Genomic DNA, 26,992 nt, shown 5'->3' on the forward strand with positions numbered 1-26,992 from the left:
GTCCGGGACGTTAGCAACGCGTTTCAGCCGCGTAAATCACTTGCAGAAACTTTCAGCAAGTTCGTGGCCGATCTGTAACCGTTTTGCACAGACCGGACAATCCGGTCGACATGCCCGCGGGGCCTGCGCCAGGCTGCCCGCGTGACGAACCCCGACCCCTCCGGCGCGCTCGACCTCGTCCGCGACCACACGATCCTGTCGGTCGTGGTCGGGTCGCGCGCGTACGGACTGGCCACCGATGAGAGCGACGTCGACCGGCGCGGCGTCTACGCGGCCCCGGCGCCCCTGTTCTGGCGTTTTACCAAGCCGCCGACGCATCTGGACGGCCCGCTGCCCGAGCAGTTCTCCTGGGAGCTGGAGCGCTTCTGCGAGCTGGCGCTGGCCGCGAACCCGACCGTCCTCGAATGCCTGTGGTCGCCGCTGGTCGAGCGGGTCACGCCGGTCGGGGAGGAGCTGCTTGCCGTGCGGCCGGCGTTCCTGTCCCGGCATGCGCACCGCACGTTCCTCCGCTACGCCGAGGCCCAGTTCCGCAAGCTGGACGGCGACTTGCGCAACGGCGGAGCGCCGCGCTGGAAGCACGTCATGCACATGCTGCGGCTGCTGGAGAGCGGCCTGCGCCTCGTCCGGCACGGCGAGCCGCGGCTGGAGGTCGGCGGCCTGCGCGAGCGGCTCCTCGCCGTCCGCCGCGGCGAAGTCGGCTGGGACGAGATCGGCGCGTGGCGCGCCTCCGTCGGCGCCGCGATGGACGAGGCCCTGGACCGAAGCCCGCTGCCGCCCGAGCCCGACCGCGCCGCGGTCGAGGAACTGCTGGTCTCCGTTCGACGTAGGAGTGTGACCTGGTGAACCTCCCCGAGGGCATGGCCGACCGCCTCGCCGCCGACCACCCCTACCCCCGCGCGTTCCTCACCGTCAGCGGCGCGCACCTGTACGGGTTCCCGTCGCGGGACTCCGACGTCGACCTGCGCGGCGTCCACCTGCTGCCGCTGGAGGAGGTCGTCGGCCTGGAGACGGGGGAGGAGACCGTCACGCTGATGTGGGACCACGCCGGAGTGGAGGCCGACGCGGTCACCCACGAACTGGCCAAGTTCTGCACGCTGCTCATGCGGCGCAACGGCTACGTCCTGGAGCAGGTCATGTCGCCCCTGGTCGTGGCCACCTCTCCCGTGCACGCGGAGCTGAAGTCCCTCGTCCCCGGGCTGGTCACCTTCAACCACGCGCACCACTACCTGGGGTTCGCGCGGTCCCAGTGGAAGCTCTTCGAGCGGTCGCGGGAGCTCAAACCGCTCCTTTACACGTTCCGGGTGCTGCTGACCGGAGTCCACCTGATGCGGACCGGCGAGGTCGAGGCCGACCTGACCCGGCTCGCCGGAGACGGGCCGTCCTACCTGCCCGAGCTGATCGAGGCGAAGCGGGCCGCCGAGCACGCCGCGCTGCCGGACGACGCGCCGGACCCGGCCCGCCTGCAGGACGACGTCGCCGCTCTCAGCGTCCTTCTGGAAAGCGAACGCGACCGCAGCGCCCTCCCCGAGGCACCCGCGAACCGCCGCGCCCTCCACGACTTGGTGGTCCGCGTCCGCCTGGGCTGAACCCTGAGGCGCCTCCCCTGCGTGCCATCGGTTGTACGGACCGTTTTGGGACACAACCACCTCGGGCGTTCGCGACGTACCAGGGGTGGTTGTGTAGCCAGGGAAGGGGAGCGATGGACGAGGGCATCGACCAGAAGGACATCGCGGAGGCGGACCTCAGAACCCGGCGCGGTGTGTTCCGCGCCGTCGCGTTCCGGGACCCGGTCGACGGGCACGAGCACATGGCGCTGGTGCGGGGCGAGGTGCGGGGGCGCGACGACGTGCTCGTCCGGATGCACTCCGAGTGCATGACGGGCGACATCTTCGGCGCGACGCGCTGCGAGTGCGGGGACCAGCTCGGCGCCGCCCTGGACGCCATCGCCCGCGAGGGCGCCGGTGCACTGGTCTACCTGCGCGGCCACGAGGGCCGCGGGATCGGGCTGGTGGCGAAGGTCCGGACCCACATCCTGCAGGACGACCAGGGACTGGACACCGTCGACTCCGCCACGGCCATCGGGCTGCCGGTGGACGTGCGCGACTACGGCCCGGCCGCCCGGATCCTGCGGCACCTCGGCGTCCGGTCGGTGCGGCTGATGTCCAACAACCCGGTCAAGGTGAGCGCGCTGGAGTCCTACGGGGTCGCCGTCGCGGCGCGCGTCCCGCTGCTCGTCCCGGTCAGCGCCGACAACGTCCGCTACCTCACCGCCAAGCGCGACCGGCTCGGCCACGACCTCCCGCAGCTCGACGCCCCCGCCGGGGCGCTCGGCGAGGTGCGGCGATGACGCGGCCGATGGCGCTGCCGCGCCCGGCGCCGGCCGGGCTCCCTGCCCCGCGCCGTCCCCGCCTGACGAGGGGACCGGAGCTGGCCGCGGCCGTCGCCGCCCAGCTCGCCCTGCTGGCGCTGCTCCGTCCCGGCCACGCGGGCCTGGCCGTGGGCGTCGGGTACGCGCTGGCCTCGTGGGCGCTGCTGACCGCCGCGTTCCGGCGGCGGCGGGCGCTGGGGCCGGCCGACCACGTGACGCTGGCGCGGGTGGTCCTCACCGGGGGTGTCGCGGCGCTGGTCGCGGGGCATCTCACCGGTGACGCCGGCCTCTGGCCGCTGGTCGCGGCCGCTTCCGCGGCCCTCGTGCTGGACGGCGTCGACGGTCGGGTCGCACGGCGCACCGGGACGGTGTCCAGGCTCGGGGCGCGGTTCGACATGGAGACCGACGCGGTCCTGGTGCTGGTGCTGAGCGTCGAGGTCGCGCGGACGGCGGGCCTGTGGGTGCTGGCGATCGGGGCGATGCGGTACGCGTTCGGCGCGGCGGCCTGGACGGCGCCGTGGCTGCGCGCGGAGCTGCGGCCGAGCGTCGCGCGCAAGGCCGTCGCCGTGGTGCAGGGGGTGGCGCTGGTCGTCGCGGCGTCGGGCGTCGTGCCGCACTCGGGCGCGCTCGTGGCGGCGGCGCTGGCGCTGCTGGTGTGGTCCTTCGGACGGGACGTGGCGTGGCTGGCGAAGCGGCGGCGCACGGCGGATCGTGTGCCCGCCGCTGTCGGAGAGGCGCAAGGAACTCAGGAGAACCGGACGATTCGGGGAAGGGGCACGGATGGAGCGCGACGCGCGCGCCTTCTGGATCCGGTCGCCAGGTGAGGGCGAGATCCGCGATGTCGTCCTCCCCGAGCCAGGGCCGGGGGAGGTGCTCGTCCGGACGCTCTTCTCGGGGGTGAGCCGCGGCACCGAGGCGATCGTGTTCCGCGGCGGCGTCCCGCCGAACCAGCACGCCGTCATGCGGGCGCCGTTCCAGGACGGGGCGTTCCCCGGCCCGGTCAAGTACGGGTACCTCAACGTCGGCGTGGTCGAGCACGGCCCCGCCGAGCTGGCCGGCCGCAGGGTGTTCTGCCTCTATCCGCACCAGACCCGGTACGTCGTCCCGGCGAGCGCGGTCAGCGCCGTCCCGGACGGCGTGCCGCCGGAGCGGGCGATCCTCGCCGGGACGGTGGAGACGGCCGTGAACGCGCTGTGGGACGCGGCGCCGCTCGTCGGCGACCGCATCGCCGTGGTCGGCGCCGGGATGGTCGGCTGCTCGGTCGCCGGCGTGCTCGCGGGCTTCCCGGGATGCCGGATCCAGCTGGTCGACACCGACCCGTCCCGCGCGGACGTCGCGCGGGCGCTCGGCGTCGGGTTCGCCCATCCCGACCAGGCCGAGGGCGGCTGCGACCTGGTCGTGCACGCGAGCGCGTCCGAGGCCGGGCTCGCCCGGTCGCTGGAGCTGCTCGCACCGGAGGGGGAGGTGATCGAGCTGAGCTGGTACGGCGACCGGCGGGTCACCGTCCCGCTCGGGGAGTTCTTCCACTCGCGGCGGCTGGCGATCCGGGGCAGCCAGGTCGGCGCCGTGCCGCCGTCCCGCCGGTCGCGCCGCGGCTTCGCCGACCGGATCGCGCTCGCGCTGCGGCTGCTCGCCGACCCCGCCTTCGGCGAGCTGATCACCGGGGAGAGCCCGTTCGCCGAGCTGCCGCGGCTGATGCCGCGCCTCGCGGGCGGCGAGCAGCCCGCCCTGTGCCACCGGATCGCCTACTGAGGCGGGACCGCCCGCCGAGCCTGCTTACCGAGGAGGACGTTCGTTGTTCGCCATCACCGTCCGCGACCACGTCATGATCGCGCACAGTTTCCGCGGCGAGGTCTTCGGGCCCGCGCAGCACCTGCACGGCGCGACGTTCGTGGTGGACGCGACCTTCCGCCGGGCCGACCTCGACCCGGACGGCATCGTCGTCGACATCGGGCTTGCCACCAGCGAGCTCGGCGAGGTCCTGGGCGCGCTGAACTACCGCAACCTGGACGACGAGCCGGACTTCGCCGGGGTCAACACCTCGACGGAGTTCCTCGCCAAGGTCATCGCCGACCGGCTCGCCGACCGGGTGCGCGCCGGTTCGTTCGGCGCCAACGCCGCCGGCCTGGCCGGCATCACGGTGACGCTGCACGAGTCGCACGTCGCCTGGGCCAGCTACGAGCGTGAACTGTGACGTCCCGCGAGGTGTGCGTGGTCGTCCCGGCCGGCGTCGACGACGCCGCCGCCCCGAGCGGCGGCAACCGCTACGACCGGCGGCTGTGCGAGGAGCTCGCGGCGTCCGGGCGCCCCGTCCGGGAGGTGGCGGTGCCCGGCGCGTGGCCGCGGCCGGACCGGGCGGCCCGCGCCGGTCTGGGACGCGCGCTGGCCGCGCTGCCCGGCGGGTCCGTCGTCCTCATGGACGGGCTGGTGGCGTGCGGCGTCCCGGAGATCGTCGTCCCGGAGGCGGCGCGGCTGCGGCTCGCCGTCCTCGTCCACCTCCCGCTCGCCGACGAACCCGGGCAGGGCGATCTGAACGCGGGCGAACGCGAGGTGCTGGAGGCGGCCGGGGCCGTCGTCGCGACGAGCCCGTGGGCCCGGGACCACCTGATCGCCCACCACGGCCTGGAGCCGTCCCGCGTCCACGCCGTCGCCCCGGGCACCGACCCGGCGCCGCTCGCGTCCGGCACCGACGGCGCGGCGCGGCTGCTGTGCGTGGCGTCGGTGACCCCGCGCAAGGGGCACGACGTCCTCGTGGAGGCGCTCGCCACCATTGCGCACCTGTCCTGGGACTGCGAGTGCGTCGGGCCGCTGGGCGGCGACCCGGAACACGTCGCGCGGGTCCGGCGGCTGATCGGCGGGCACCGGCTCGACGGGCGCGTCGAGCTGACGGGTCCGCTGACCGGCAAGCGGCTGGACGACGCCTACGCCGGTGCCGACCTGCTCGTCCTGGCGTCCCGCGCGGAGACGTTCGGGATGGTGGTGACCGAGGCGCTGGCGCGCGGCGTCCCGGTGCTCGCGACCTCGGTGGACGGGGTCCCGGACACGCTGGGCTGGGATCCGTCCGGGGCCGTCCCCGGCATGCTCGTGCCGCCGGACGACCCCGTCGCGCTGGGCGCGGCGCTGCGCCGCTGGCTCGTCGAACCGGAGCTGCGCGACCGGCTGCGCGCCTCCGCCCGGCTGCGGCGCGGCACGCTGCCCGGCTGGGACGACACCGCCCGCCGCATGGGAACCGTCTTGTCGAAGCTGCGAAGGGAGGCGCCATGACGGGGGTCGAGGCGCGAGGAGGCGCTGTGACGGAGTTCGATCCATCCTGGCTGGAGCTGCGCGAGGGCGCGGACGCGACGGCGCGGGCCACGGAGCTGCTCGACCCGCTCCGCGCCGCGCTCCCGGCGGACGGGCCGCTGGTCATCTGGGACCTCGGGTGCGGCACCGGCTCCCAGGGGCGCTGGCTGTCCGGGCGGCTGCGCGGCCCGCAGCACTGGATCCTGCACGACGCCGATCCGCGCCTGCTCGACCGCGCCCGCGCGAGCGAGTACGCGACCGCCGACGGGACGCCCGCGACGGTCGAGACGCGCGCGGGCGACATCGGCGCGCTCCGCGCGTCCGACCTGGTGGGCGCGTCGCTGGTCACCGCGTCCGCGCTGCTGGACGTGCTCACCGCCGCCGAGGTCGAGGCGATCGCCGCCGCGGTCGCCTGCCCGGCGCTGCTCACCCTGTCGGTCGTCGGGCGCGTCCGCCTCTCCCCGCCCGAGCCGCTCGACGCCGAGTTCGCCACCGCCTTCGACGCCCACCAGCGCCGCGGCGGGCTCCTCGGGCCCGACGCCGTCGCCGCCGCGACCCGGGCGTTCGGCCGCCGCGGCGCGTCGGTCCAGGCGCGCCCGAGCCCGTGGCGGCTCGGCCCCGGCCAGGCCGCGCTGACCGCGCAGTGGCTGCGCGGCTGGGTCGCCGCCGCCGTCGAGCAGCGGCCCGACCTGGCCCCCTTCGCCGAGGACTACCTCGGCCGCCGCCTCACCGAGTGCGCCGCCGGGCGCCTCACCGCCGAGGTCCACCACGTCGACCTCCTCGTCCTCCCCGGGAGCGCCCCGTGACGAAGTTCCTGCCCTGGCTGCGCCCGCTCGCCGGGCTGGGCATCCTCGCCGCGCTCCTGTGGTGGCACAGCACGGACGCGTTCGTGGACGCGCTCCACGCCGTGGACGCCGGGGCCGTGGCGGCGGCGCTCGCCCTGGGCCTGCTGACCACCGTGCTCAGCGCGGCCCGCTGGCGGCTGGTCGCGCTTCGGCTCGGCCTCCACTTGCCGCTGGGCGGAGCCGTCGCGGACTACTACCGGTCCCAGTTCCTCAACGCCGTGCTGCCCGCGGGCGTGCTCGGGGACGTCCACCGCGCGGTGAGCCACGGGAACCGAGCGGGCGATGTCGCGCGCGGCGTGCGGGCCGTGTTCCTCGAACGCGTCGCCGGTCAGGGCGTCGCGATCGCCGCGGGCGCCGCCGCGCTGCTCGCCCACCCCGCGCTCGTGTCGGCGCTGGCGCCCGCCCTGGTCCCGGCGGGAGCCGTCCTGGCCGCGGTGCTGGTCCTCGCCCGGTGGCGGCGCCGCGCGCTGGCGCCGGCGTTCGCGGACGTGCGCGCCGCCCTGCGCGCCTGGCCCGCGATCGTGGGCCTGTCGGCCGCGGCGCTGGCCGGTCACCTGGCCCTGTTCGTGGTCGCCGCCCGCCTCGCCGGCGCGACGGCCCCGCTGCTCACCCTCCTGCCGCTGCTCCTGCTGGCGCTCCTGGTGATGGTGCTGCCGGTGAACGTCGGCGGCTGGGGACCGCGCGAGGCCGTGCTCGCCCTGGCGTTCGGCGCGGCCGGGCTCGGCTCAGCGCAGGGCCTGACCGTCTCCGTCGTGTACGGGGTTCTCACCTTCGTCGCGTCCCTGCCCGGCGCGGCCGCCCTGCTGCTGAAGCACCGCGAGGACGTCCCCGAACGACGCGACGAAGCTCCGCAGCGTCTCCCGGCCCTTGTCGGCGCTGGCCAGTGACGGCCGCCCGACCACGCCCGACGTCGTGTAGGCCGCCATCCCCGTCGTCAGGAGGTGCCGCCGGTCGTCGGCCAGATGGTCGGCGGTCCGGTACCCGTCCCGGACCAGCTCCGGATGGGCGTGCAGCAGGATGGAGGTCTCCAGCTCCCCGGCGTGCATGTCGCTGACCGCGGACGTCTCCGCGCCGGACGCCCTCTCCGCCGCCTCCCAGTGCTCCATCGCGGGGAACAGGGCCATGTCGCCGTGCGCCTCCTGCACGACGTTGCCGAGCACGTAGTTGCCCCCGTGCCCGTTGACCAGCACGAGCTTGGGGACGCCGGCCCGGCGCAGCGACTCGGCGACGTCCCTGACCACCGCGTACAGGGTCGCCGCCGAGATGCTCACCGTCCCGGGCCAGTCCGCGTGCTCATGCGAGCACGAGATCGTCACTGGCGGGAGCGTCCGCACCGGGTACGCCTTCGCGATCTCCGCCGCGATCGTGCACGCGATCACCGTGTCCGTCGCGAGGGGAAGGAACGGGCCGTGCTGCTCGTGGCTCCCGATCGGCAGGACCGCCACGGGGACGTCCGGGACCTCGGGACTCGTGTGCGTCGGCAGCATGACCCACAGCTTGCCGCATCCGTCCGGCCAGGGAAACCAGCGCCATGGCGCCGGCCAGCAGGAGCGCGGCGACGATCCCGTCTGTCCAGTAGTGGTTGGCCGTCACCACCACCACGAGGACCGTGAGCGGCGCGTGCAGCGCGACGACCCACCGCCACCGGCTCCGCGACACCCGCAGTACCGCCACGGCCACCAGGATCGCCCACCCGATGTGCAGGGACGGCATGGCCGCGTACTGGTTGGCGATCCCGTCGGCCGCCGCCGGATAGGCCGACGGCCCCACGGTCAGCATCGTGTCGACGGCCCCGATCCCCGCCAGCCGGGGCGGCGCCAGCGGGAACATCGTGTGCACCACGAGGCCGGCCGCCGTCAGCGCCACCAGTTCGTTGCGGACCCGGGCATAGGCGGACCTGTGCCGCACATAAAGCCAGATCAGCAGCAACGCCGTTCCGGGAAAATGGACGCTCACGTAATAGACATTGGCGAGGAACGCCGCGTGGTCCCATCCGAGCGCCCAATGCTGGAATCCGACCTCGCTCGGCAGCCATTCCCGCTCGAACCGCCACAGCCCGTGCGCGTTCGCCATCGCCTGTCCGGGGCCGCTCTCGATCAGCGTCCGGCCCCACTTGTAGAAGGCGAACAGGACCGCCAGCAGCCCCACCTCGGTGAGCAGCGGCCGCATCCGGCCGCGCACCGCCCCGCCCACTGCCGCTCCGCTCACCATCGTGCCTCCCAGCCCGGTCGTCCCCGTCCATCTCAACCCTCGCGTCTGACATTTCCGGAGACACTGGGTTCAGCTACCCGATCATGGGAGGTAAAACCCACCCCTGGTGGTGGGGTTGACTCCACCCCCTTGACGTAGATTTCCGACCTATGATCACCGGTGAATGGCTCAACCCGCCGCCGTCCGCGACGCCCGACGGCCCCGCCCTCGTCGTCACCGCGGCGCGGGGCGGCGACTTCTGGCGCACGACGTCCTACGGCTACGACCGCGACAGCGGGCACGCCCTGCTGTCCCCGTTCGGCCCCGAGGCCGCGATCGAGGTCTCCTTCGTCGCCTCCTACGACCACCAGTTCGACCAGGCCGGCCTCCTCGTCCGCCTCTCCGCGACGACCTGGATCAAGGCGGGCGCCGAGTACTGCGACGGCGCCCTCCAGCTGGGCGCGGTGGTCACCCACGGCGTGTCCGACTGGTCCTCGGCGCCCGTCCCGTGGCAAGGCCGCGAGGTGACCATCCGCGCCAGCCGCTCGGGCGACGCCGTGACCGTCCGCGCCCGCGCCGGCGACGAGCCCTGGCGGATGATCCGGCTGGCGCCCTTCCCTCCCGGCGTCATGGCCGCCGCGGGCCCCTACTGCTGCGCCCCCGAACGCGACGGCCTGACCGTCCGCTTCACCCGCGTCGCCGAAACTCCGCCCGACGCGGCCCTGCATCCATGAAGCCGCCTATGTGCAGTCGAATTCCTTGGTGGCCCCGGTGCTCAGAGCGCAGTCCAGCGGCCACGCCTGACCGGAGACCCCGTGGAAGGTGAGATGCCACCGGCCGCCCGTGTCGCGCAGCAGCGCGTAGCCGTGAACGCCCCGTGAGACCGAGTGCTGCACGGTCTCGCCGTCGACGGTCTTGCCCATCACCTTGCTGTCGTCCGGCGGCGTGTCGAGCGTCGTCCCGGACGAGCCCACGGTCAGCTGCGGCGGACGCGAGCTGTTGAGGAAGTCGAGCATCTGGTAGAGGTGCACGTGCCCGGACATCACCAGGTCTATGTTGCCGGCCAGCGCCCCCTTCGCCGTCTGCCCGACCGCGTTCGCCAGCGTCGGGTTGATCCAGGTCACGGCGGTGGACGAGGCCTGCTTGACCATCCACAGCGGCTTGTGGGTGATCAGGAAGTAGTCGTGCGTCGGATGGTTGGCTGCCAGGGCGTTCACTTCGTCGAACCATTTCGCGTATTGGGCGGCCTGGGCCTTGTCCGGCTTGTTCCTCTCACTCGCCGAGCTGGAGTCGAACAGGATGAAATGCAGCGTGCCCGCATTGATCTGGACGGGCTCGGCCTGCGTCTGCGGCAGTGAGAAGCACTCGTTGTTCTTCTGCGGAACCGCGGCGAAATAGCGGAACCATTCGGCGCCCCGCCCCACTTTCGGAGGCGTGCAGACCTCGTGGTTGCCCCGCGCGAAGATGAACGGCGCCTCGGCGAGCAGGGCCTGCGCGGGCCGCAGGAAGTCCTTGATAAGGCAGCTCCAGTCGGCGGCCTGCCCCTGGGAATCGCACCCCGGCGTGGCGTCGTTCGCGCCTTCCGGCGTCTCCCGGTACACGTAGTCGCCGACGTGGACGACCAGGTCCGGCCGGGACTGCGCCGCCGCGTGCACCGAGAGCGGCTCCAGCGGCCAGTTCTTCTGGCAGTCCTGGTTCTTCGGGGCGCCGACCGTGGGCGAGGTGACCTCACACCCGGCGTCACCGATCACCGCGACGCTCCGGGGACGCCCGTTCACGGGCCACTCGGGCAGCGGAAGCTGGAGATTCCCCGGATGCACGGTGGCCGCATTGGTCGTGGACGGCTCGATCAGCGCGTTGCTCGCCCCGTCGGGGACCGGCGCCACGCAGAAGGTCGTCGGGAACTGCTGGAGCCCGCCGCCGGTGACGAAAGGATCGCTGACCTTCCTCAGCACCGCCGTCTGCGTCTTGCCTCCCAGGGTGTACTGGAGGGTGGGGCAGTTTCCGGCGGGCTTCTCGGTGGTGGCGAACCGGACCTCGGTCGTGTGGCTCGTCCCGTTCACCAACTGCGTCCAGGCCCACGCCTCGCCGTTCTTCCCGACACCGGGAGGCGTGGGCTTCGGAGACGGGCTCGGGGCGGACTGCGCGAGCCCGGACATCACGGCGACCAGCAGGCCCACGACGGCCGCCACCGCCGCAGCTATTCGCGACATTAACCAGGTATCCCATCAGATCAAGAGAAATGGACTATTCGGGCGCCTTTCCATTAGGTGCCCGACGCCGGTCGATCTGCCCTAGTTGTCCGCCGCCATGTCCGCCGCCGCGTGCGGTGTTGTTCAAGTTATGTCCGGCTCATTCCAACCCCGCCCGCGCCTCCGGGTAAAACGCGAATCGGGCTACGGACGGGGGATGGCGACCGCGTCGTACGAGACGTCCGGCGTCGGTCCCGTGGCGAAGAACCGGATGTTGGGGAGGTACAGCCGCGAGCCGAAGGCGGCCACGGTCGTCGGCAGGGCGAGCCGGGCATCCGTCACCCGGCGAACGACGCGGCCGTCGGTCCCGTCCGCGTCCAGTCGCACGACGGCCACGGTGTTGAGCCGGTTCTGCACCGCGTACAGCGTCCGGCCCCGCAGCAGCAGCCCGTCGCCTTCCGGCAGCGACTCGCCGTGCAGGTTCACCCGGCGGGTCTCGCCCGTCGGCTCGACGCGGAACAGCCTGCCGGTGTTCGACTGCACCACGAGCAGTCCCCGCCCGTCCGGTGTAGGGGTGATGCCGTTGGCGTTGAACCCCGCGCTGCCGGGACTGTCGGGACTGCCCTGGTACACCAGGTCGCCGGTCAGGGGGATCCGGACCGCGGTCGAGGGGAGCCGTCCACCGTCGAGCGGCAGCTTGTAGAGCACCGGGTTGGTGGAGTCGGTGAACCACGCGGCGCCCTGCGTGATGATGACGTCGTTGACGAACGACGGGCCGGTGGCCAGCCGGTAGGACGCCAGCACCCGTCCGGTCCGGGCGTCGAGGACGCGGGCGTCGCCACCCGTGCCGCCCGCCACGAACAGCCGTCCGCGCCCGTCGCTCTTGAGCCCGAGGGCCTGCGTGCCCGGCCCCCGGCCGAGGACGGCCCCGGCCCCCGTGCGCAGGTCGGCGCGGTAGACCGACCCATCGGCCATGGAGCCGACATAGGCGACCGGCCCGGGGCCGATCGCGATGCCTTCGGGCTGGAACCCGTCCGGCAGCCGGATCGTGGTCGGGTACACCGTGCCGCCCCCGGCGTCCGCCGCCCGGGCAGGCGCGCTGGTCGCGGCGGCCAGCCCGAACACCAGCACGGCAGAGATCGTCCGACGTCGCATGAAGCAACCTCTCAACGTTGAAGTGTTTAACGCTGAGGACGGTAGGCCGGATGCTACCTTGATGTCAAACAGTTCAACGTTGAGAGGTAATCGTGGAGCGTGACGCCGTCGACCTCATCGTCGAGCAGTGGGCTCGCGCCCGGCCCGACCTCGACGCGTCCCCCATGCGGGTCCTGGGCCGCCTCTCCCGGCTGACCCGCATCGCCGAGCGCGAACTCAAGGCCCTGTTCGCCGAGTTCGGGCTGGAACGGGGCGAGTTCGACGTCCTGGCCACCCTCCGCCGCGCGGACGCTCCCCAAGGCGTCACCGCGGGCGTGCTGGCCCGCTCCTCCATGGTGACCTCGGGCGCCGTCACGAACCGCCTGGACCGGCTCGTCGCCAAGGGCTACGTCACGCGCGACCTCGACCCCGCCAACCGCCGCACCGTCCTCGTCGCCCTCACCCCCGCCGGCCGCGACCTCATCGACCGCGCCGTCGCCGCCCACCTCGACAACGAACGCCGCCTCCTCGCCGCCCTCGACCAGCACGAACAAGACGCCCTGGCCGAAACCCTCCGCACCCTCCTCCTCAGCCTCGGCGACCAGCCGTAGCCGGCGCCTGTTCGGCTTGTTGTTCTGGAAGTACGGCTGCCTGGGCACTGGAGGTCCTTCTCCGGTGCCCAGGCGACCCGAGCGGATATCGGGTTATCGCAGGGCTCGGTTGCCGCGGGCGGTCCAGATCGCCAGGGCGGCGAGCAAGGCGCAGGCGCCACCGAGCCAGAGCACGCCCCGGAGAGTGAGCGTGTCGACGATGACGCCGCCGGCCAGCGCGCCAAAACCGATGGACAGGTTGAACACCGCCACCCACAGCGAGGAGGCGGCTTCCACGGCCTGCGGAGCGGTCTTGATCATCCAAGTCTGGAGGCCCACGGACACACCGCCGAAGGCCAGACCCCAGACGATCAGCAGGAGGGCGCCGCCGACCGCGGTCCGACCCAGCAGCAGGAAAAGCGGCATCGCGGCCGTCATGGCTACTGCGATCGTCAGCACGCTGCGGTGCACGCGGCGGGAGAGCGCCGAACCGGCGACGAAGTTGCCGATCATGCCGGCCGCACCGAACCCGAACAGCAGCGGACCGACATAGCGCTCGTCGATCCCCGACAGCTTCTGCAGCGCCGGGCTCACGAACGTGTAAGCGGCGAAGTGGCCGAACACAAGGAGCACCGTCGCGATGATGCCGACGCGTACGCCTGGGTTGCGGAGCTGCTCCATCAGCAGCTCGGGCCGGACGGCCTGGGAGGCGACCAGCCTCGGCAGTACCGCCGGCAGGGCGATCAGGGTCACGAGCGCCAGGGCGCTGAGCGAAGAGAAGGCGATGCGCCAGCCGGTGAGGTCGCCGACCAGGGTGCCGAGCGGGACGCCGAAAACGTTCGCGGCCCCGACACCACCGAAAATGACCGCTGTGGCGCGAGGCACGTCCGCGGGGGCGGCGAGCCGGACCGCCAGGCCGGCGGCGACCGCCCAGAAGCCGCCGATCGCTATGCCGACCAGCACCCGGGAGCCCACCAGCACCGCGAAGGTCGGCGCCAGGGCGGAGCCCAGGTTCGCGACGGTCATCAGGGTCATCAGCCCGACCAGCAGGATGCGGCGGTCCAGCGACCTGACGACCATCGGGACCAGCGGTGCCGCGAACCCGGCGACGATGCTGGGCACCGTCACCATCAGTCCCGCCGTCCCCTCGGAGACCGACAGCGCGGACTCCACGGAGGTCAGCAGCCCGATCGGCAGCTGCTCGGCGGTCACCAGCAGGAAGGTGCCCAGAGCCACCGCGCAGACCGCCGGCCAGCGACTCTTGTCCGGGGTCCCTGGCTCCTGTCTCTGGGTGGGGGTCTGCTCAGCGGTCGTCAACGGATCCTCCTCCAGCAATTCGGGAGCGATCGCTCCCGAATGGGGACCCTAGTATGGGAGCGATCGCTCCACAAGTTGGGTACGGTGAACCCATGGCACGACCCCGGCAGTTCGACGAGAAGAAAGCGGTCACCTCGGCGACCGAGCTGTTCTGGCGACGCGGTTACCACGCCACTTCGGTGCGCGACCTGGGCGACGAGCTGAAGCTCACGCCCAGCAGCCTGTACCGGACGTTCACGGACAAGCACACGCTCTTTCTGCGCGCGCTCGACCACTACCGGGCCACCGAGTCGACGCAGGCCCGCCGGCGTCTGGATGCGAGTGACCGCCCGGTTCGCGAGGTGCTGCGGGAATGGATGCTGTGGCTGGTGACCTGCCCGGCCGGCGGCACGACCGGCCGCGGATGCTTCGTGGTCAACACCGCCACCGAACTCGGCACTACTGATGACCAGGTCCTTGAGCGGATCGAGGCCGCGTTCACGGTCACCCGGCAGGCCCTGCAGGCGGTGCTGGCCGAGGGGCGGGAGCGAGGCGAGCTGTCCGCCGACCTCGACATCGACGGAGCCGTGGAGTCGCTGTTCACGACGGTGCTCGGCCTACGGGTACGAGAGCGCGCTGGTCACGATCTGGAGCGCCTGACCACCGCGATCGATCTCGCGATCCGAGCCCTGGGCGCCGCATCCGCGCAATCCGCCTGACGGGATCCTGGCCGGGAAGGTGTCGAGCCGAGGCATCGCCCACACCATCCCGGCATCCAGACCACCTTGGTACTTCTACGCCTTGCGGAAGTGCTCGACGAGCCTGGAGTAGCTGTCGTCGCCGTGCCCCCGCTCGACCGCCGCCGCCACGAGTGCCCGGGAGTACTCGGGGAACTCGTCGTCGATGCCCCGCTCCCGGCTCTCCCGCGCGAGATCCTCGATCGAGGGCAGATGGTGGCGCAGCGCCCCGTACGGCGTCGCGAAACGGCCCCGGTCGACCTCCTCGGCGATCGACGGCAGGAAGGCCGACAGCGACGCGAGGGGACCCTTGGCCTCCTCCAGGAACCGCCCGACCTCGACCCCCGCGCCCGAGAGCGCCGCGGCCGCGTGCAGGAACCCGTTGAGGAGCCCCCACATCGTCCCGTGGACGGCCATGCCGTAGAGCACCGCGACGCCGGGATCCTCGGACACCAGCGGTGCCTGCCCGCTGAGAAGCCCCAGCACCTTCCGGTGACGCTCGTGGACGTCCGCGGACCCGCCGTAGAAGACCGTCGCGTCCGGATGCCCGACGCCCGGCGCGATGGTCATGATCTGCCCGTGCAGGTACTCCCCGCCGCGCTCGGTGACCACCGCGGCCACCTCCCTGACCTCGCTCGACGTCCCGTCCGTCAGGTTGACGACGGCCCGCCCGCGCAGGACGTCCCCCGCCGCCTCCAGCAGCTCACGAGCGACGGAGTTCCCCTTCACGTTCACCACCACGACCTGCCCGGCGGCGACGGCATCGCGGACGCCGTCGGCCTGCCGCGCCCCCTTGGCGACCAGCGCGTCACCCCGCCCCGCAGTGCGATTCCACACGGTGGTCGGATGCCCGCCGTCCAGAATCGCTCCCGCCAGCGCGCCCCCCATCTCCCCGAGCCCGAGCACCGCCACGCCAACGGCCCCATCACCAGAACCCACAACGCCCCCTTCCGAAAACACCAGGAGCCGCCACGCTAAAACCTCAACCAAACACGAGGTCAAGCAGAGGATCGGCGGCGGGCGACGGCCCGGCGGACGAGAGGACCCAACACCACGACGCCCACCACCGAACCGGCGAGAAACCTCCAGGGGCGCCGTGCCCGCGGCCGCTCGGGCGGGGGAACGGGGGCCAGCCCGTACTCCTCGTCCAAGATCTCGTGGAACCGGCGCGCTCGCCTGCTCCCGGCGGTCCCCATGCGCACCTGACGTGCCTCCTCCCAGAAGGCCCGGCCAGGACGCCCCGAGAACATCTCACGCGAAATGGCCCGCAGCCTCTTCTCGGGAAGCGCCTTCGTCTCGAAGGACATCTGCCACTCGGAGAGGATCATGTTGATGTACATGAGCTGCCGTCTGGCCCTGCGGTCCGCATCCGCCGGAACCGGTCCCCATGCCTCGTCGAGGGCCGGGTCGTCCATGGCCATCTTGAGCAGCTCCGCTATGGCGATGCGCCGGGCCTCCTCCCGCGCGATCCTCGTATCGTGCGCCTGGAAGATCAGGGTTGCCGCGATGCCGATCAGTGCGAGCGCTGCCAGGAGCGCCGATGCGGCGCCGTAGGTCTGACCGATGAAACTCAACCGTTCCCAGCGGGCCGTCGGGCCGCCGAAAGCGCGCAAGCCCCACGGTGAAGCTGCGATAAGGGCGATGACGACAAGCGTGAGGAGGCAGAGGGAGAACGTCTTCACCCTGCTTCGGCCCAAGCGAACGAACGGCATCCACGAACGATAGTTCAGACAGCCGGTGCGGGTAGCGGGGCTACTTCCCGTTCGAAGAAGCGGAGCAATGGCTCGCCCCTGCGGTACAGGCGGCCGATCTCGGACGCGGCGGTACGGATCACGTCCGGCGTCCTGATGCGGCGTGCACCGCAAGGCGTCCAATCTGGCAGATATCGGACCTCGTAGAGGACGCGATCGCCAACGACCACGACTTCGGGCAACTGGCTCTGATTCTCCAGGTAGGCGAGATTGTCGGCGGAGAGGACGCGCACTTCGAAGCCCTCTTCCGCCAGCATCCGCAGCGCGTGAAGCTCCCATTGGACGTACGGGCTCAAGGGGTGCTCGACCACGCGAACCCGCCTGATCTTCAAGCCTTGCCGCCGGTTGCTGTCGGCCTCGGTCTGGACGGCCTTGCGATCCTCTTCCAGCAGGTCGAGGGCGTGTCGCCAGTCACCGGAAGCGAACGCCTGCCAGCTGGGATCCTCCAGTTCGCGGAAGACCTGGGAGCGTTCGAGCTTCCAGATGGTCCCGCGCAGGTCTTCGCACTGGCGAGCGAAATCCCGATGGTAGGCCGCGCGGTCCAGCACGTCCCCCCGGAATCGTGCGAGTCGATCAAGCATCGCGGATGTCCGGTTTGGCGGCCGAAAGCAGCCTTCCAGAGATGATCACGAGACGTTCGTCGGAGCCGATGCTCACACCCGGAGGCAGACGGTCACGGTAGGCGCCGGTGGCGTCACGGCCGATGACGGCGATGTCGCCGTTGTCCAACTCCCAAATCTCAGGACAGTCCTGCGTCGTGCGGCTGTCGCCCACCTCGGCGGCCGTCTTCCCTAACCGTCGCTGGAACCCCGCGCCCTGATCGGCTTCCCATGGCCTGGTCATGATGCCACTCACTTCCAGTAGCCGGTATTTGATCGAATTCTCTCACCGTCGCTCATGCGCGCCAAGTGTTGTCCAAATGGTCCATTTAATGACGGGCGATACGCGCCGGGACATCGCGTGCCTTGTGGGGGCCAGGTGAGAGCGGGTTTGTCTGACTCCGCTGGGGTGGACGGCGGCTCGCTGCCTGGCGGCCTGGGGTCGGCTCGCCTTCTGAGGTGCGGAGACTGGATGCGGGTCTTCAGACCGGGGGTGGGGTGAATCCTTTGGGTGGGTTCCTGCCTCTCTTAAGGGTGTCGGCCGGAGCGTCGACAGGGAACTCGACCGGGAGGTTGTCATGATCGTTGGTGCTGCCGTGATCGGTGTGGCCGTGCTCGTGTGCGCGTGCAGTGTCACCGTGCTGCGCAGGCGGGGGCGCTCGCGTGGCTGAGCTGACCTGGCCCGGGGAGCGGATGGTCGCCGCCGCGCAGGGCGGTGATGTGGAGTCGATCGCCGCGCTGGTGTCCGGCTCGCATCCGCACGTGCGCCGGTTCGCCCGGACCCTGTGCGCGTCACCCGAGGACGCCGAGGACGCCGCGCAGGAGGCGTTGATCATCCTGTATCGCAAGATCGGGACGCTGCGGGCGTCCGGCGCGCTGGCGTCGTGGATGTTCCGCATCGTCCGCAACGAGTGCCTGCGGCGGGCGCGACTGAGGCCGCCGCACTACGACGAGGTCCCGGACGTCAGCGTGGTCTCGGCCGAGGACGAGGTCCTGCGACGCCTGGAGGCCGGCCGGATCGCGGCGGCGATCGCCGATCTGCCGGCGGACCAGCGACGCGTCCTCATCATGCGCGACATCCAGGGATACAGCGGGCGCATGGTCGCCGACGCGCTCGGCCTCAGCCTGCCCGCGATGAAGTCGCGGCTGCATCGCGCCCGCGCGTCGGTCCATCAGACGCTGCGGGGCGCACCCCACTCGGTTTCAGGAGACGGCGATGACTGACAAGCAGAGTTTCGCGAGCACGTCGCTTCCCCGGCACCTTCTCCGCGGTGCGACGGGCTTCGGGGCGTTGATCGGGGCGTTCGCGCTGCTGCCGGTGCTCGGACCCGGCAGCCTCCTGCTCGCGCCGATCGGCCTCCTCGCGCTGCGCGGGTGTCCGGCCTGCTGGGCGATCGGGCTGGTGCAGACCGTCTCCATGGGCCGGTTGCAGCGCTCCTGCAAGGACGGCGTGTGCGAACTGACCGTCGCCCGACCTGCGTCGCATCAGCACAGCGAAAGCCGGCCCGGTGACTCAGGTGTGCCAGTGGCCCACTAGGGCCGCGTAGGTTCGGCTGCGGGTCTGGAGGGTCTCGTGGGTGCCCAGGAGGGGGACGGGGCCGTCCAGGAGGAGGACCTGCTGGGCCCGTTCGGCCGAGGTCATGCGGTGGGCTATGACGATCAGCGTGCCGCCGCGGGTCGCCAGGGCCTGTTCGGCACGGGCCTCGGTCGCGGGGTCCAGGTGGCTGGTGGCCTCGTCCAGGACGATCACTCTGGCCGGGGAGAGGTAGGCGCGGGCCAGGGTGATGAGCTGGCGTTCGCCCTGGGAGAGGTCACCGCCGCCGGGCGGGATGTCGGTCTCGTAGCCGCCCAGGCGTTCGACGAGGTCCGGGAGCCCGACGGCGGCCGCGGCCTCGTCCAGGTCGCGGGTGCCGGCCTCCGGGTTCAGGTAGGTCAGGTTGTCGCGGAGGCTGCCCGCGAAGACGTAGCTCTCCTGCGGGATCAGCGTGATCGAGGAGCGCAGGTCCGCCGGGTCCAGGTGGGGGAGGGGGACCTTGCCCAGGGTGATCTTGCCCTTCTGGGGTTCCAGGAGGCCGGTGAGCAGGTTCGCGAGGGTGGACTTGCCGGTGCCGCTGGGGCCGACGACGGCCAGGTGCGTGCCCTCGGGGAGGTGGAGCGAGAGGTCCTCGATGACGGGGGCGGCGTGCGGGGAGTAGGCGAAGGTGACGTGGTCGGCCTCGATGCCGGACGACTCGGCCGTCGCCGTGCCGGGCGGCGGGGCCTCGGGGACGGCGCAGACCTCGGCGAGGCGGCCCAGGACCACGGCGAGGCTGAGCAGGAGGGTGCCGCCCGCGTCGACCAGGACGGTGATGCCCGGCTGGAGTCCGGTCACCAGGTAGCCCGCGCCGCCCGCGATCTGCCCGGCGGTGAGCCCGTGGTGGGCGGTGAGGTAAGGCGACAGCACGAGCAGGGCGAGCAGGGGAAGGTGCACCCCCAGGGCCAGGACGGGGAGGCGGACCCAGCGGGTGCGGGCGTAGGCGCGCAGGGCCTCCGCCTGCGTGTCCACGACCTCGCCCACCGCGGCGGCGGCGCGGTCCTCGGCGCCGCAGGCGGCGACGTCGCGGACGCCGTGCACGACGGTGGCGGCGGCCTCCCCGATGCGCTCGGCCTGGCGGATGACCGCTCGGTAGCGGCGGATCTGCAAGCCCACGAACGCCGCGTACAGCCCCAGGGCGAGCGCCACCGACAGGCAGATGACGAGGGCCAGGAGGGGCGACAGCAGCGCCAGGCCCACGAGGGCGGCGGCGCCGGCGGAGACCAGCTGGCGGACGTTGCGCAGCGCGGTCCCCACCAGGGCCCGGACGGCCTCGGCCTGCTCGGTGACCTGGGAGACGCCCGCGCCGGCCGCGTCAGGGGTCCGGTCGGCCATCCGGCGGAGGGCCGCCGCGACGACCTCGGTGACCAGGGAATCGCGCAGCGGTTCGACGGTCGCGGCCAGCCATGGGTAGACCCGCCCGGTCGCGACCGCGCCGACGGCGTACAGGGCGGCGAGGACGGCGAGCCAGCCGAGGCCCGTCAGGGTGCGGCCCGCGAGGAACCCGTGGTCGACGGCGCGGGCCAGGAGCAGGCCGGACGCGAACATCGGCAGGGACTCCACGGCCGACCAGGCGGAGAGGCGGCGCATCGCGGGCCACTGGCCGCGCAGGTGGCGGTGCAGCAGGCGCGCGGCCGGCGGCGCCGTCATGAGGCCGCCCGGGTGGAGAACACGGCGCGGTAGGCCGGGTCCGCCCACAGGTCCGCGTGGGGGGCGAGCGCCCGTACGCGCCCGGCGTCCAGCCAGGCGACGAGGTCGGCGCGGGCGGCCGTGGCCGGGCGCCGCGCCACCACCAGGCTGGTCCGTCCGGCCAGGATCTGCCGGAGGGCCTGGGTCACCTTCAGCTCCGTGGCGGTGTCGAGGCTGCTGGTGGCATCGTCGAGGAGGACGATCCGGGCGTCGGCGAGCGCGGCGCGGGCCAGGCCGAGCCGCTGCAGCTCGCCGCCGGACAGCGGGGCGCGGTCGAGCGGGGTGTCGTAGCCGTTCGGCAGGGCCCGGATGAAGGCGTCGGCGACGGCGTCGCGGGCGGCGCGGTGCACCTCGGCGCGCGTCGCGGCGGGGCGGGCGTAGGCGATCGTCTCGCGGACGGTCGCGCCGAGCAGCGCGGGGCGTTCGAAGGCGTAGGCGACGGCGCGGCGCAGCTCCGCGAGCGGGACCTCGGTGACGGGGACGCCGTCGAGTTCGACGACCCCCTCGTCGGGGTCGAGGAGCCGCCCGACGGTCGACATCAGCACGCTCTTGCCCGTGCCGGACGTGCCGACGACCGCGACGGTCGTCCCGGGCGGCACGTCGAGGTCGAGCCCGTCGAGGACGGCGCGGCCGCCGAGCCGGACGGTGACGCCGCGCAGCCGCAGCTCGCCGGGCCCGTCCGGCAGCCGCGACGGCCGCGCGGGGGGCCGCACCGCCGGGACGGCCGTGAGGATCTCGCCGATCCGCCCGGCGCCGACCTGGCAGTTGAGGAGCGCGACGACGGTGTCGAACACCGACGCCGACGCGGCGGCCATGGCGGCGTAGGACAGCGCGCCCACGAGCTGGCCGGTGGTGATCTCGCCGGCGGCCAGGCGGACGCCCGCGACGCCGACGACCAGGACCTGGGTGAGGGGGGCCAGCAGCGCGAGCCGCCGGCTGACCCTGCCCTGCACGGCCCAGGTCTCCCGGCCCGCCCGGCCGAGGCCGGGAAGCGGCGCGAGGATGCGCCGCACCTCGGCGGCGGCGGTGCCGCTCGCCCGGATCGTCCGGATGCCCTGCCGGGCGTCGAGCAGCCGCGTCGCGATCGCCGCCTGGCACGCCTGGTAGCGGGCGAACGGATCGGTGGCCCGGACGACGAACACGCGCAGCGCGACCAGCAGCGGCGGCATCCCGGCCGCGAACGCGGCGGCGAGCCACCAGTCGATCAGCGCGAGGCCGGCCAGCGCGCCCACGGTGGTGGCCAGCGTGGCGGCGGCCGACAGCAGCAGGACGGGGAACGCCGCCGGGCCCGACGCGGACTCGGTGAGCCGCGACAGCACGTCCCCCGCGGGGAAGCGCCGCCGCCCCTCCGGGCCGAGGGCCAGCACGTGCCCGAGGAGCCGGTGCCGGAGCCAGGCGGTGATGTCGCTGCCGCAGTAGGAGCCGAGGACGTCCTCGCCCGTGGTGGCGACGGCCGCCGCGGCCAGGACGAGCGCGAGCCACGCGGCGGCGGCGCCGGCGTCCTGCTGGGCGCGGGCCGCGTCGACCGCGCGGGCCAGCATGACCGGCGTCGCCAGCGTCGCGGCGACGCGGACGGTCGTGAGCAGGACGAGCACGCCCATGGCCGGCCGGAAGCGGGCCATGGCGCCGCGCAGCAGCCGCCGGCCGCCGGCGCGCAGCGCCGCGGAGTCGCCCGGGGTGCCGGTGAGGGCCACGCGCCACGACTCCGTTCACGGTCGGGAGAAGTCTTCTACACTCGCGAGTGGGTCCGGTCACGGACCGGCTCGTGGCCGGTCCGTGACCGGGGTTCTGCGGGCCGGGGTTCTTCTCAGGGGTCCCGGGTACCGCATGGGATGCGCGGCATCAGGCGCAGGAGATGCCGATGCACACGGTGTTCAGCAGCGTGAGCAGACCGACGCAGGCGCAGGTACCGCCGAGCTGGATGCCGTCGATCTCCACGGGGTCGGTCTCGGGCAGCTCCTGCAGAGCGGCCACGAGGTCACCGTCGAACGTGTTCATTGCGTTTCACCTCCTTTCGTTGTCGAGGGCCAAGGTCCGCCCCGCCGTGAGGCAGAAGCGGACCACCGCTTGGCGGAGGACCGGGGACCATGCCTGGACGACCCCGTTGTGGTCGTCGGCGGTCTCCAGGTAGTCGAAGTCGACTCCTTCGGTCCTGCCGAGTTCGAGGAGGCGCCGGCGCAGCGCCCTGGACTGCTCGACCGGGACGGCCTCGTCCCGGACGCCGTGCGCCACCAGCAGCGGCGCCGTCAGCGTCTCGCACGCCCGCAGGACGTCGCGCCGGGCGTCCTCGTCGTCGCCGGTATCGGCGAGGCCGAGCCGCGACACGCGGTCTCTGACCATCCCGGTGGTGGTGCGGTGGAGGCCGGAGGCCGAGGTGAACGGCGCGAGCGCGACGCACCCGGTCCACAGGTCCGGGGCGCGGCAGGCCGCGAGCAGCGCGAGGAACCCGCCGTAGCTGGCGCCGAGCACGACGGGGCGCGGCAGCGCGGCGCCGCGGCCGTGCGCGATCGCGTGCCCGAGGTGGACGACGTCGTCCAGGTCGGGGCCGCCCCAGTCGCCGATGACGGGACGCAGGTGGTCGTCGCCGTATCCGGTGCTGCCCCGGTAGTTGGGGGCCACGACGGAGGCGCCCGCGGCGGCCAGGTACTGGAAGAGCGGCTCGAACTCGTACCGCCACGCCGACAGCGGCCCGCCGTGCAGGGCCAGCACCAGCCGGGGGCGGTCGCGCCAGCCGGGGCCGCCGTAGACGATCGCCTCGACGGGCCCCGCCGGGCCGGACAGCTCGACGAGCTCGGCGTGCCGCCAGGCCGCCGCGCCGTCGGAGGGGTGCGCGGCCATGTCCCAGCCGGAGCGCGCGGGACTCCGCACCGTCGCGAGGGTCGGCGGCTGGTGCGGGGCCGAGAAGCGGACGTGGATCCGGCCGTCCCCGGCCCAGTGGGCGGGCGGCCAGAGCATGCCGGGCGGGCCGGGGACCGGGCTGATCCGGTCGCTGCCGGTGGCGTACACGGCCAGGCGTGCGGTCGCGCCGGCGATCTCCCGGACGAGCAGCCGCTCGCCGGAGGCGTCGAAGGCCAGGGGCGTCCGGTGGGCGGCCGACCGGTTGAGGGTCTCGGGGAAGCGGACGGGGCCGCCGCCGGGCAGCCGCAGCCCGATCTGCGGCGCGCCCCGCTGCTGCGCGCCCGGCAGGGTGGTGGTCACCGCGAGGACGCCCGAGCGCGGGCTGTAGGCCGCGATCCGGTCGCCGGTGGTGTCGGAGACCGACCAGAAGGGCCGCCAGCCGCGTTCGCGCAGGTCGACCAGGATGCCCTCGGTGCGTTGGCCGGCGCCGTCGCGGTCGAGGGCGAGGACGCGGCCCTCGTCGGCCCAGACGCCCCCCGACAGCACGCCGGGGATCCGCAGCACCGGCTCCAGGACGGGGGACGCGGGCGAGACCCGCCAGATCCGCGAGTGCCGCTCGTTCTCGACGACCACGAGCACCGCGACCTGCGCCTGCCCCGGGGCGGCCAGCAGGAACCCGGCGAGCATCCGCGGCACCGGCCACGACCGGGTGATCCGGAGCCCGGCGGGGGTCGGCTCGGCGGTGGCGAGGGTTCCGTGGCCCGCGGGCTCCCCGTGCTCGCCGACCGCGGGCCGCACGACCAGGACGCGGCCGTCGTTCAGCGGCAGCGCCCCGGTGCCGCGATCGATGATCCGTTCCTCGGTCCGGCCCGGGAGGGCGGCGTCGTCGAGCGTCCGCAGGGACGGCCGCGGCCAGGTCAGGTCCCAGCGCTCCAGGACGACGCTGTCCTGCGCGGACCGCAGGCAGGTGGCCCAGCGGCCGTCGGCGGAGAAGGCGAAGCCGAAGCGGCTCGGCACGGGCGGAAGATCCGGAAGGGTCTCGGTCATGACACCCGCCCCGCGATCGACGGTTCGGCGCCATCGGCGGGGTGCGCGGCGGCGTCGTCGGCCGTCCACAGCCGCGACGTCCCGTGCTGGAGGCGCACCAGGAAGCCGAGGATGCCGCCCAGGCCGTCTCCCCAGGAGGTCGAGACGCCGCCCTGCTCGTCGGGGAACACCACCCGTGCGCCGCGGTGCGCCCGGTTGGCCAGGATGACCTGGGCCAGCCGCCACGCGTCGTCCCGGTACCGCTCGGCGCCGGTGAGCGCGGCCATGTCGAGCAGGAAGTCGCCGTTGCCGGCCAGGCCGTGGCACTGCCCGAGGATCGCGCGCCAGCGGTTGTCCATGACCGCGCGGGCGGACATCTCGGCGGCCCGCAGGAAGCGCCCGTCACCGGTCGCCCGGCCGAGGCGGCCGAGGAAGCCGCCGATGCCGGCCGAGCCGTGGCACCAGTACGGCGCGGTGGCGATGTCGCCGGAGCTGGCCGCCCACATCGCCGACCGCCCAGTGTCGATCATGGTGTCGAGCAGCGTCTCCCCGACCCGGGAGGCGAGCGCCCGGTGGGCGTCGCCGCCGACCGACCCGGCGCAGGCGAGCAGGAAGGATCCGACGCCCGAGACGCCGTGCGCGAACCCGTAGTAGCGCCGGCCGGCGAGCTTGGACTCGATCTCGGCGGGCGTGCTCCAGTCGAGCCCGCCCTCCTGCTCCTGGACGGTCTCGGCGAGGGCGTCGGCGGCGGCGCGGGCGCGCTCGGCGAACCGCGCCCGCCCGGTGCGGGACCACAGGTGCAGGGCCGTGAACCCGAGGCCCGCCGTCCCGTGCGTCACGTCCGGGCTGGGGACCGCCTCCGGAAGCCGGTCGGCGACGGCGAGAGCGCCCTCGACGAGGTCGGCGTCGGCCAGGGCGAGGCCGGCGTCCAGCACCGCCCACGCGGCGCCCGCCGTGCCGAAGTACAGCCCGGGGGGACGGCCGCCGTCCTCGTCCAGCCGCCGCAGGATCCAGTGGCCGGCGCCGGCGATGGCCTCGGCCAGGCGCGGTTCGGCCTCGACCTCGTAGCACCGGGTCAGGGCGCCCAGGGTTCCCGCGGCCCCGTGCTGGAGGCAGCACGGGTCGGGCGCGCCGTGGACGCACGAGGCGGGCCAGAGCGTCTCGGCCGACTCCGGGTCCATGGTGGTGATCAGCTGGTCGACGATCCCGGCGACGGACAGCCGGCACTGCTGCCGCAGCGACGGGGGGCGGGCGGCCCGCGATGCGCCGCCGTCCGGCTCCACCGGGCCGCGCTGCGTCCCGGGGCTCCCCGCCGCGTGATCCGGGCGCATCCGGGCCAGGGCCTCCCGTGCCCGGTGCGGGGTCCAGCGACGGCCGGGCTCGTCGGCCATCAGGCCGAGCAGGAGCGGGGCCAGCGAGCCGGGCAGGTCGAGGTCCAGGGTGCGGGCGGCCAGCCATTCCGCCAGGCGCTCGCTCAGCGGCCTGGCCGCGGGGCTCTCGTCCAGGAAGTAGGGCGGCCCGCCGGTGAGGACGTGGCAGAGCGTCGCGCCGAGGGCGAAGTAGTCCGCCGCCGGGTCCGGTGCGGCGCCGGACATCTGCTCCGGCGCGCTGTAGCCGGGGGTGCCCACCCGCATCCCCTCCCGCTCGCCGTCGTCGGCGGTGAGGGCCAGCTCCAGGTCGATCATCACCGGGGCGCCGTCCGGGCGCACCATGATGTTGCTCGGGTTGAAGTCGCGCACGATGAGCCCGGCCTCGTGCGCCTTCGCCATCAGATCGGCCAGGCGCCCGCACATCTCCAGGACGGGGGGCACGTGCGGGCCCCACCCGGCGTCGCCGATCACGTCGGCGATCCACTGCCGCAGGGAGGTGCCCGGGATCATCTCCTCCGCCAGGAAGAGGTGGCCCGCCTGGGCGAAGAGCGCCACCGGGCGCGGGGCGATGCCCAGGGCGTCGACCGCCTCCAGCACGCGGGCCTCCGTCCGCAGCCGGTCGCGGGTGTCGCGCCCCTTGGCGTCGACGTCCACGTGCGGGCGGCCCTCCTTGATGACGATCGCCTCGCCGGTCTCGGTGTCCGTCGCCCGGTACACGCCGCCCTTGTTGGTGTGGCGGATCGCCTCGTGGACGGTGAACCGCGACCCGATCCGAACGCCTTTTCCGTTTCGGACGGCGCCATTCTCGGTGGTGCTCTTCCGGGTGCTTTCGGTGCTATCGCCCGCGTCTGTGTCGTTCTGCTTTTCCGTCGGCGGGACGTCCTGGGGGAATGGGCAGGCGGCCCAGGGCGGCGGCGTGTACGTCGCACCGCGGCGGTCTTCCACGGGATTGCCGTCCGGGTCGAGAATCATCCACGCGTAGAATCCGTCGTTGGTGATGCGGCGCACCTCGACGAACGCTCCATAGCGGTAATGCACGAGGCTGCCCGGCCCGTAGGGGCGGTCGGACAGAATGCGCGGCCCGGGCAGGCCCGCGGTCGCCACGTGCAGTTCCGCCGCGAGGCGGACGGCCTCGTCGTCGTCGACCGGGTAGACGGTGATGAACTTCCCGGAATGGCCGCGCGAGGTGTTGCGCGCGTTCATGGCCGCGACATGGTCGCGGGTGGCGGCGAACTTGAACATGGAACGGCCCGCCAGCAGCACGGGCAGCGAGCGGGCCAGCACGTCCTGGGCCGAAGCCGGCGTCGCGGAGACGTGCAGCTTCCAGCCCTGCTGGGGACACTCGCCGTTCTCGGGGCGGACGTGGGCCCACATCCCGCTGCGCAGCGACTTCCAGCGGAGCGGGCCGGCCGCCGCGCCGAGCGCCCGGTCGAGGACGTCGAGCAGGCGGGTGTCGTCGCTCTCCGCGGCGGCCGCCCCGGACAGGACACTGAAATGGAAGTCCGCCATCCC

At 73.4% G+C, this 26,992-nt stretch carries 26 protein-coding genes and 2 pseudogenes; 14 read left to right on the forward strand and 14 right to left on the reverse strand.

Annotation, left to right across the window (positions count from 1 at the left end; all coding sequences use genetic code 11):
• The first annotated feature begins 141 nt into the window (after nt 1–141).
• The 9 genes and pseudogenes from AB0C87_RS13415 to AB0C87_RS13455 form a co-directional block, all read left to right on the forward strand.
• Complete coding sequence (locus tag AB0C87_RS13415) at nt 142–843, forward strand: nucleotidyltransferase domain-containing protein (RefSeq protein WP_345177540.1); 702 nt, start codon at nt 142–144, stop codon at nt 841–843.
• On the forward strand, nt 840–1,586 hold the full coding sequence (locus AB0C87_RS13420) for a nucleotidyltransferase domain-containing protein (RefSeq protein WP_345177538.1): 747 nt from the start codon (nt 840–842) through the stop codon (nt 1,584–1,586). Before AB0C87_RS13415 ends, AB0C87_RS13420 begins: the two co-directional genes overlap by 4 nt.
• 113 nt (nt 1,587–1,699) lie before the next feature.
• Complete coding sequence (ribA, locus tag AB0C87_RS13425) at nt 1,700–2,347, forward strand: GTP cyclohydrolase II (protein ID WP_345177536.1); 648 nt, start codon at nt 1,700–1,702, stop codon at nt 2,345–2,347.
• Complete coding sequence (locus AB0C87_RS13430; protein ID WP_360577606.1) at nt 2,344–3,192, forward strand: CDP-alcohol phosphatidyltransferase family protein; 849 nt, start codon at nt 2,344–2,346, stop codon at nt 3,190–3,192. The genes ribA and AB0C87_RS13430 overlap by 4 nt, the downstream gene beginning before the upstream one ends.
• Nucleotides 3,149–4,120: a zinc-binding alcohol dehydrogenase gene (locus tag AB0C87_RS13435; protein ID WP_360577607.1), complete on the forward strand. Its 972-nt coding sequence runs from the start codon at nt 3,149–3,151 to the stop codon at nt 4,118–4,120. The genes AB0C87_RS13430 and AB0C87_RS13435 overlap by 44 nt, the downstream gene beginning before the upstream one ends.
• Nucleotides 4,121–4,163: 43 nt before the next feature.
• Nucleotides 4,164–4,562 carry a 6-carboxytetrahydropterin synthase gene (locus AB0C87_RS13440; protein ID WP_360577609.1) on the forward strand — a complete coding sequence of 133 codons (399 nt, stop codon included), beginning with the start codon at nt 4,164–4,166 and terminating at the stop codon, nt 4,560–4,562.
• Nucleotides 4,559–5,632 (forward strand): glycosyltransferase family 4 protein, encoded by a 1,074-nt coding sequence (locus tag AB0C87_RS13445; protein ID WP_360353309.1) that lies wholly within the window; start codon nt 4,559–4,561, stop codon nt 5,630–5,632. Before AB0C87_RS13440 ends, AB0C87_RS13445 begins: the two co-directional genes overlap by 4 nt.
• Nucleotides 5,633–5,658: 26 nt before the next feature.
• Nucleotides 5,659–6,456 carry a class I SAM-dependent methyltransferase gene (locus AB0C87_RS13450; protein WP_360577611.1) on the forward strand — a complete coding sequence of 266 codons (798 nt, stop codon included), beginning with the start codon at nt 5,659–5,661 and terminating at the stop codon, nt 6,454–6,456.
• A gap of 83 nt (nt 6,457–6,539) precedes the next feature.
• Nucleotides 6,540–7,226: pseudogene (locus AB0C87_RS13455) on the forward strand (lysylphosphatidylglycerol synthase domain-containing protein); the annotation flags it as partial.
• Here the strand turns inward: AB0C87_RS13455 and AB0C87_RS13460 are convergent.
• Both AB0C87_RS13460 and AB0C87_RS13465 read right to left on the reverse strand, forming a co-directional pair.
• On the reverse strand, nt 7,221–7,982 hold the full coding sequence (locus AB0C87_RS13460; RefSeq protein WP_345177523.1) for a creatininase family protein: 762 nt from the start codon (nt 7,980–7,982) through the stop codon (nt 7,221–7,223). The pseudogene AB0C87_RS13455 and the gene AB0C87_RS13460 overlap by 6 nt on opposite strands.
• 49 nt (nt 7,983–8,031) lie before the next feature.
• A pseudogene (locus tag AB0C87_RS13465) lies at nt 8,032–8,706 on the reverse strand (phosphatase PAP2 family protein); the annotation flags it as partial.
• A gap of 149 nt (nt 8,707–8,855) precedes the next feature.
• Here AB0C87_RS13465 and AB0C87_RS13470 point away from each other — a divergent pair.
• Nucleotides 8,856–9,419 carry a DUF1349 domain-containing protein gene (locus AB0C87_RS13470; protein WP_360577614.1) on the forward strand — a complete coding sequence of 188 codons (564 nt, stop codon included), beginning with the start codon at nt 8,856–8,858 and terminating at the stop codon, nt 9,417–9,419.
• Nucleotides 9,420–9,425: 6 nt separating this feature from the next.
• Here the strand turns inward: AB0C87_RS13470 and AB0C87_RS13475 are convergent, their stop codons facing one another.
• Both AB0C87_RS13475 and AB0C87_RS13480 read right to left on the reverse strand, forming a co-directional pair.
• Entirely contained in the window at nt 9,426–10,898 is a 1,473-nt protein-coding gene (locus tag AB0C87_RS13475; protein WP_360577616.1) for a metallophosphoesterase, read from the reverse strand.
• Nucleotides 10,899–11,081: 183 nt separating this feature from the next.
• Complete coding sequence (locus AB0C87_RS13480; RefSeq protein ID WP_360577618.1) at nt 11,082–12,032, reverse strand: superoxide dismutase; 951 nt, start codon at nt 12,030–12,032, stop codon at nt 11,082–11,084.
• Between the two features lie 92 nt (nt 12,033–12,124).
• On the opposite strand from AB0C87_RS13480, the gene AB0C87_RS13485 reads away from it, so the two are divergent.
• Nucleotides 12,125–12,622 (forward strand): MarR family transcriptional regulator, encoded by a 498-nt coding sequence (locus AB0C87_RS13485; RefSeq protein ID WP_345177514.1) that lies wholly within the window; start codon nt 12,125–12,127, stop codon nt 12,620–12,622.
• A gap of 93 nt (nt 12,623–12,715) precedes the next feature.
• Here AB0C87_RS13485 and AB0C87_RS13490 read toward each other — a convergent pair whose 3' ends face one another.
• Nucleotides 12,716–13,936, reverse strand: coding sequence for an MFS transporter (locus AB0C87_RS13490; protein WP_360577620.1), 1,221 nt, complete (start codon nt 13,934–13,936; stop codon nt 12,716–12,718).
• 74 nt (nt 13,937–14,010) lie between these two features.
• On the opposite strand from AB0C87_RS13490, the gene AB0C87_RS13495 reads away from it, so the two are divergent.
• A complete protein-coding gene (locus AB0C87_RS13495; protein ID WP_345177511.1) occupies nt 14,011–14,616 on the forward strand; it encodes a TetR/AcrR family transcriptional regulator in 606 nt (201 codons plus the stop codon).
• A gap of 75 nt (nt 14,617–14,691) precedes the next feature.
• Here AB0C87_RS13495 and AB0C87_RS13500 read toward each other — a convergent pair whose 3' ends face one another.
• The 4 genes from AB0C87_RS13500 to AB0C87_RS13515 form a co-directional block, all read right to left on the reverse strand.
• Entirely contained in the window at nt 14,692–15,546 is an 855-nt protein-coding gene (locus AB0C87_RS13500; RefSeq protein ID WP_360577622.1) for an NAD(P)-binding domain-containing protein, read from the reverse strand.
• 86 nt (nt 15,547–15,632) lie between these two features.
• Nucleotides 15,633–16,346, reverse strand: coding sequence for a DUF6082 family protein (locus AB0C87_RS13505; RefSeq protein ID WP_360577624.1), 714 nt, complete (start codon nt 16,344–16,346; stop codon nt 15,633–15,635).
• A gap of 14 nt (nt 16,347–16,360) precedes the next feature.
• Entirely contained in the window at nt 16,361–16,933 is a 573-nt protein-coding gene (locus AB0C87_RS13510) for a DUF6879 family protein (RefSeq protein ID WP_360577626.1), read from the reverse strand.
• A gap of 25 nt (nt 16,934–16,958) precedes the next feature.
• The gene (locus tag AB0C87_RS13515) at nt 16,959–17,228 is read right to left on the reverse strand and encodes a hypothetical protein (RefSeq protein WP_360577628.1); all 270 of its coding nucleotides are present in this window, start codon (nt 17,226–17,228) and stop codon (nt 16,959–16,961) included.
• 419 nt (nt 17,229–17,647) lie between these two features.
• On the opposite strand from AB0C87_RS13515, the gene AB0C87_RS13520 reads away from it, so the two are divergent.
• Both AB0C87_RS13520 and AB0C87_RS13525 read left to right on the forward strand, forming a co-directional pair.
• Nucleotides 17,648–18,208, forward strand: a complete 561-nt coding sequence (locus tag AB0C87_RS13520) for a sigma-70 family RNA polymerase sigma factor (RefSeq protein WP_360577630.1) — start codon at nt 17,648–17,650, stop codon at nt 18,206–18,208.
• Complete coding sequence (locus tag AB0C87_RS13525; RefSeq protein WP_345177502.1) at nt 18,201–18,521, forward strand: hypothetical protein; 321 nt, start codon at nt 18,201–18,203, stop codon at nt 18,519–18,521. Before AB0C87_RS13520 ends, AB0C87_RS13525 begins: the two co-directional genes overlap by 8 nt.
• Here the strand turns inward: AB0C87_RS13525 and AB0C87_RS13530 are convergent.
• The 5 genes from AB0C87_RS13530 to lanL all read right to left on the reverse strand — a co-directional run bounded on the left by AB0C87_RS13530 (nt 18,498) and on the right by lanL (nt 26,989).
• Complete coding sequence (locus AB0C87_RS13530; protein WP_360577632.1) at nt 18,498–20,207, reverse strand: ABC transporter ATP-binding protein; 1,710 nt, start codon at nt 20,205–20,207, stop codon at nt 18,498–18,500. The genes AB0C87_RS13525 and AB0C87_RS13530 overlap by 24 nt on opposite strands.
• Nucleotides 20,204–21,940, reverse strand: coding sequence for an ABC transporter ATP-binding protein (locus AB0C87_RS13535; protein ID WP_360577634.1), 1,737 nt, complete (start codon nt 21,938–21,940; stop codon nt 20,204–20,206). Before AB0C87_RS13535 ends, AB0C87_RS13530 begins: the two co-directional genes overlap by 4 nt.
• Nucleotides 21,941–22,088: 148 nt before the next feature.
• Complete coding sequence (locus AB0C87_RS13540; protein ID WP_345177492.1) at nt 22,089–22,244, reverse strand: VenA family class IV lanthipeptide; 156 nt, start codon at nt 22,242–22,244, stop codon at nt 22,089–22,091.
• Nucleotides 22,245–22,250: 6 nt separating this feature from the next.
• Nucleotides 22,251–24,131 carry an alpha/beta fold hydrolase gene (locus AB0C87_RS13545; protein ID WP_360577636.1) on the reverse strand — a complete coding sequence of 627 codons (1,881 nt, stop codon included), beginning with the start codon at nt 24,129–24,131 and terminating at the stop codon, nt 22,251–22,253.
• The gene (gene lanL, locus AB0C87_RS13550) at nt 24,128–26,989 is read right to left on the reverse strand and encodes a class IV lanthionine synthetase LanL (RefSeq protein WP_360577638.1); all 2,862 of its coding nucleotides are present in this window, start codon (nt 26,987–26,989) and stop codon (nt 24,128–24,130) included. The genes AB0C87_RS13545 and lanL overlap by 4 nt, the downstream gene beginning before the upstream one ends.
• Nucleotides 26,990–26,992 lie beyond the last annotated feature (3 nt).

The organism is Actinomadura sp. NPDC048021 (assembly GCF_040653135.1).
In the GTDB taxonomy this organism is placed as follows: domain Bacteria; phylum Actinomycetota; class Actinomycetes; order Streptosporangiales; family Streptosporangiaceae; genus Spirillospora; species Spirillospora verrucosospora.

Excerpts from the sequence above, each read along its gene's own strand:
- AB0C87_RS13545 (WP_360577636.1), bottom strand. The coding sequence starts at position 24,131 with ATGACCGAGACCCTTCCGGATCTTCCGCCCGTGCCGAGCCGCTTCGGC.
- AB0C87_RS13505 (WP_360577624.1), bottom strand. The coding sequence starts at position 16,346 with ATGCCGTTCGTTCGCTTGGGCCGAAGCAGGGTGAAGACGTTCTCCCTC.
- AB0C87_RS13540 (WP_345177492.1), bottom strand. The coding sequence starts at position 22,244 with ATGAACACGTTCGACGGTGACCTCGTGGCCGCTCTGCAGGAGCTGCCC.
- AB0C87_RS13430 (WP_360577606.1), top strand. The coding sequence starts at position 2,344 with ATGACGCGGCCGATGGCGCTGCCGCGCCCGGCGCCGGCCGGGCTCCCT.
- AB0C87_RS13530 (WP_360577632.1), bottom strand. The coding sequence starts at position 20,207 with ATGACGGCGCCGCCGGCCGCGCGCCTGCTGCACCGCCACCTGCGCGGC.
- AB0C87_RS13475 (WP_360577616.1), bottom strand. The coding sequence starts at position 10,898 with ATGTCGCGAATAGCTGCGGCGGTGGCGGCCGTCGTGGGCCTGCTGGTC.
- AB0C87_RS13495 (WP_345177511.1), top strand. The coding sequence starts at position 14,011 with ATGGCACGACCCCGGCAGTTCGACGAGAAGAAAGCGGTCACCTCGGCG.
- AB0C87_RS13515 (WP_360577628.1), bottom strand. The coding sequence starts at position 17,228 with ATGACCAGGCCATGGGAAGCCGATCAGGGCGCGGGGTTCCAGCGACGG.
- AB0C87_RS13525 (WP_345177502.1), top strand. The coding sequence starts at position 18,201 with ATGACTGACAAGCAGAGTTTCGCGAGCACGTCGCTTCCCCGGCACCTT.
- lanL (WP_360577638.1), bottom strand. The coding sequence starts at position 26,989 with ATGGCGGACTTCCATTTCAGTGTCCTGTCCGGGGCGGCCGCCGCGGAG.
- AB0C87_RS13460 (WP_345177523.1), bottom strand. The coding sequence starts at position 7,982 with ATGCTGCCGACGCACACGAGTCCCGAGGTCCCGGACGTCCCCGTGGCG.
- AB0C87_RS13480 (WP_360577618.1), bottom strand. The coding sequence starts at position 12,032 with ATGCGACGTCGGACGATCTCTGCCGTGCTGGTGTTCGGGCTGGCCGCC.
- AB0C87_RS13470 (WP_360577614.1), top strand. The coding sequence starts at position 8,856 with ATGATCACCGGTGAATGGCTCAACCCGCCGCCGTCCGCGACGCCCGAC.
- AB0C87_RS13435 (WP_360577607.1), top strand. The coding sequence starts at position 3,149 with ATGGAGCGCGACGCGCGCGCCTTCTGGATCCGGTCGCCAGGTGAGGGC.
- ribA (WP_345177536.1), top strand. The coding sequence starts at position 1,700 with ATGGACGAGGGCATCGACCAGAAGGACATCGCGGAGGCGGACCTCAGA.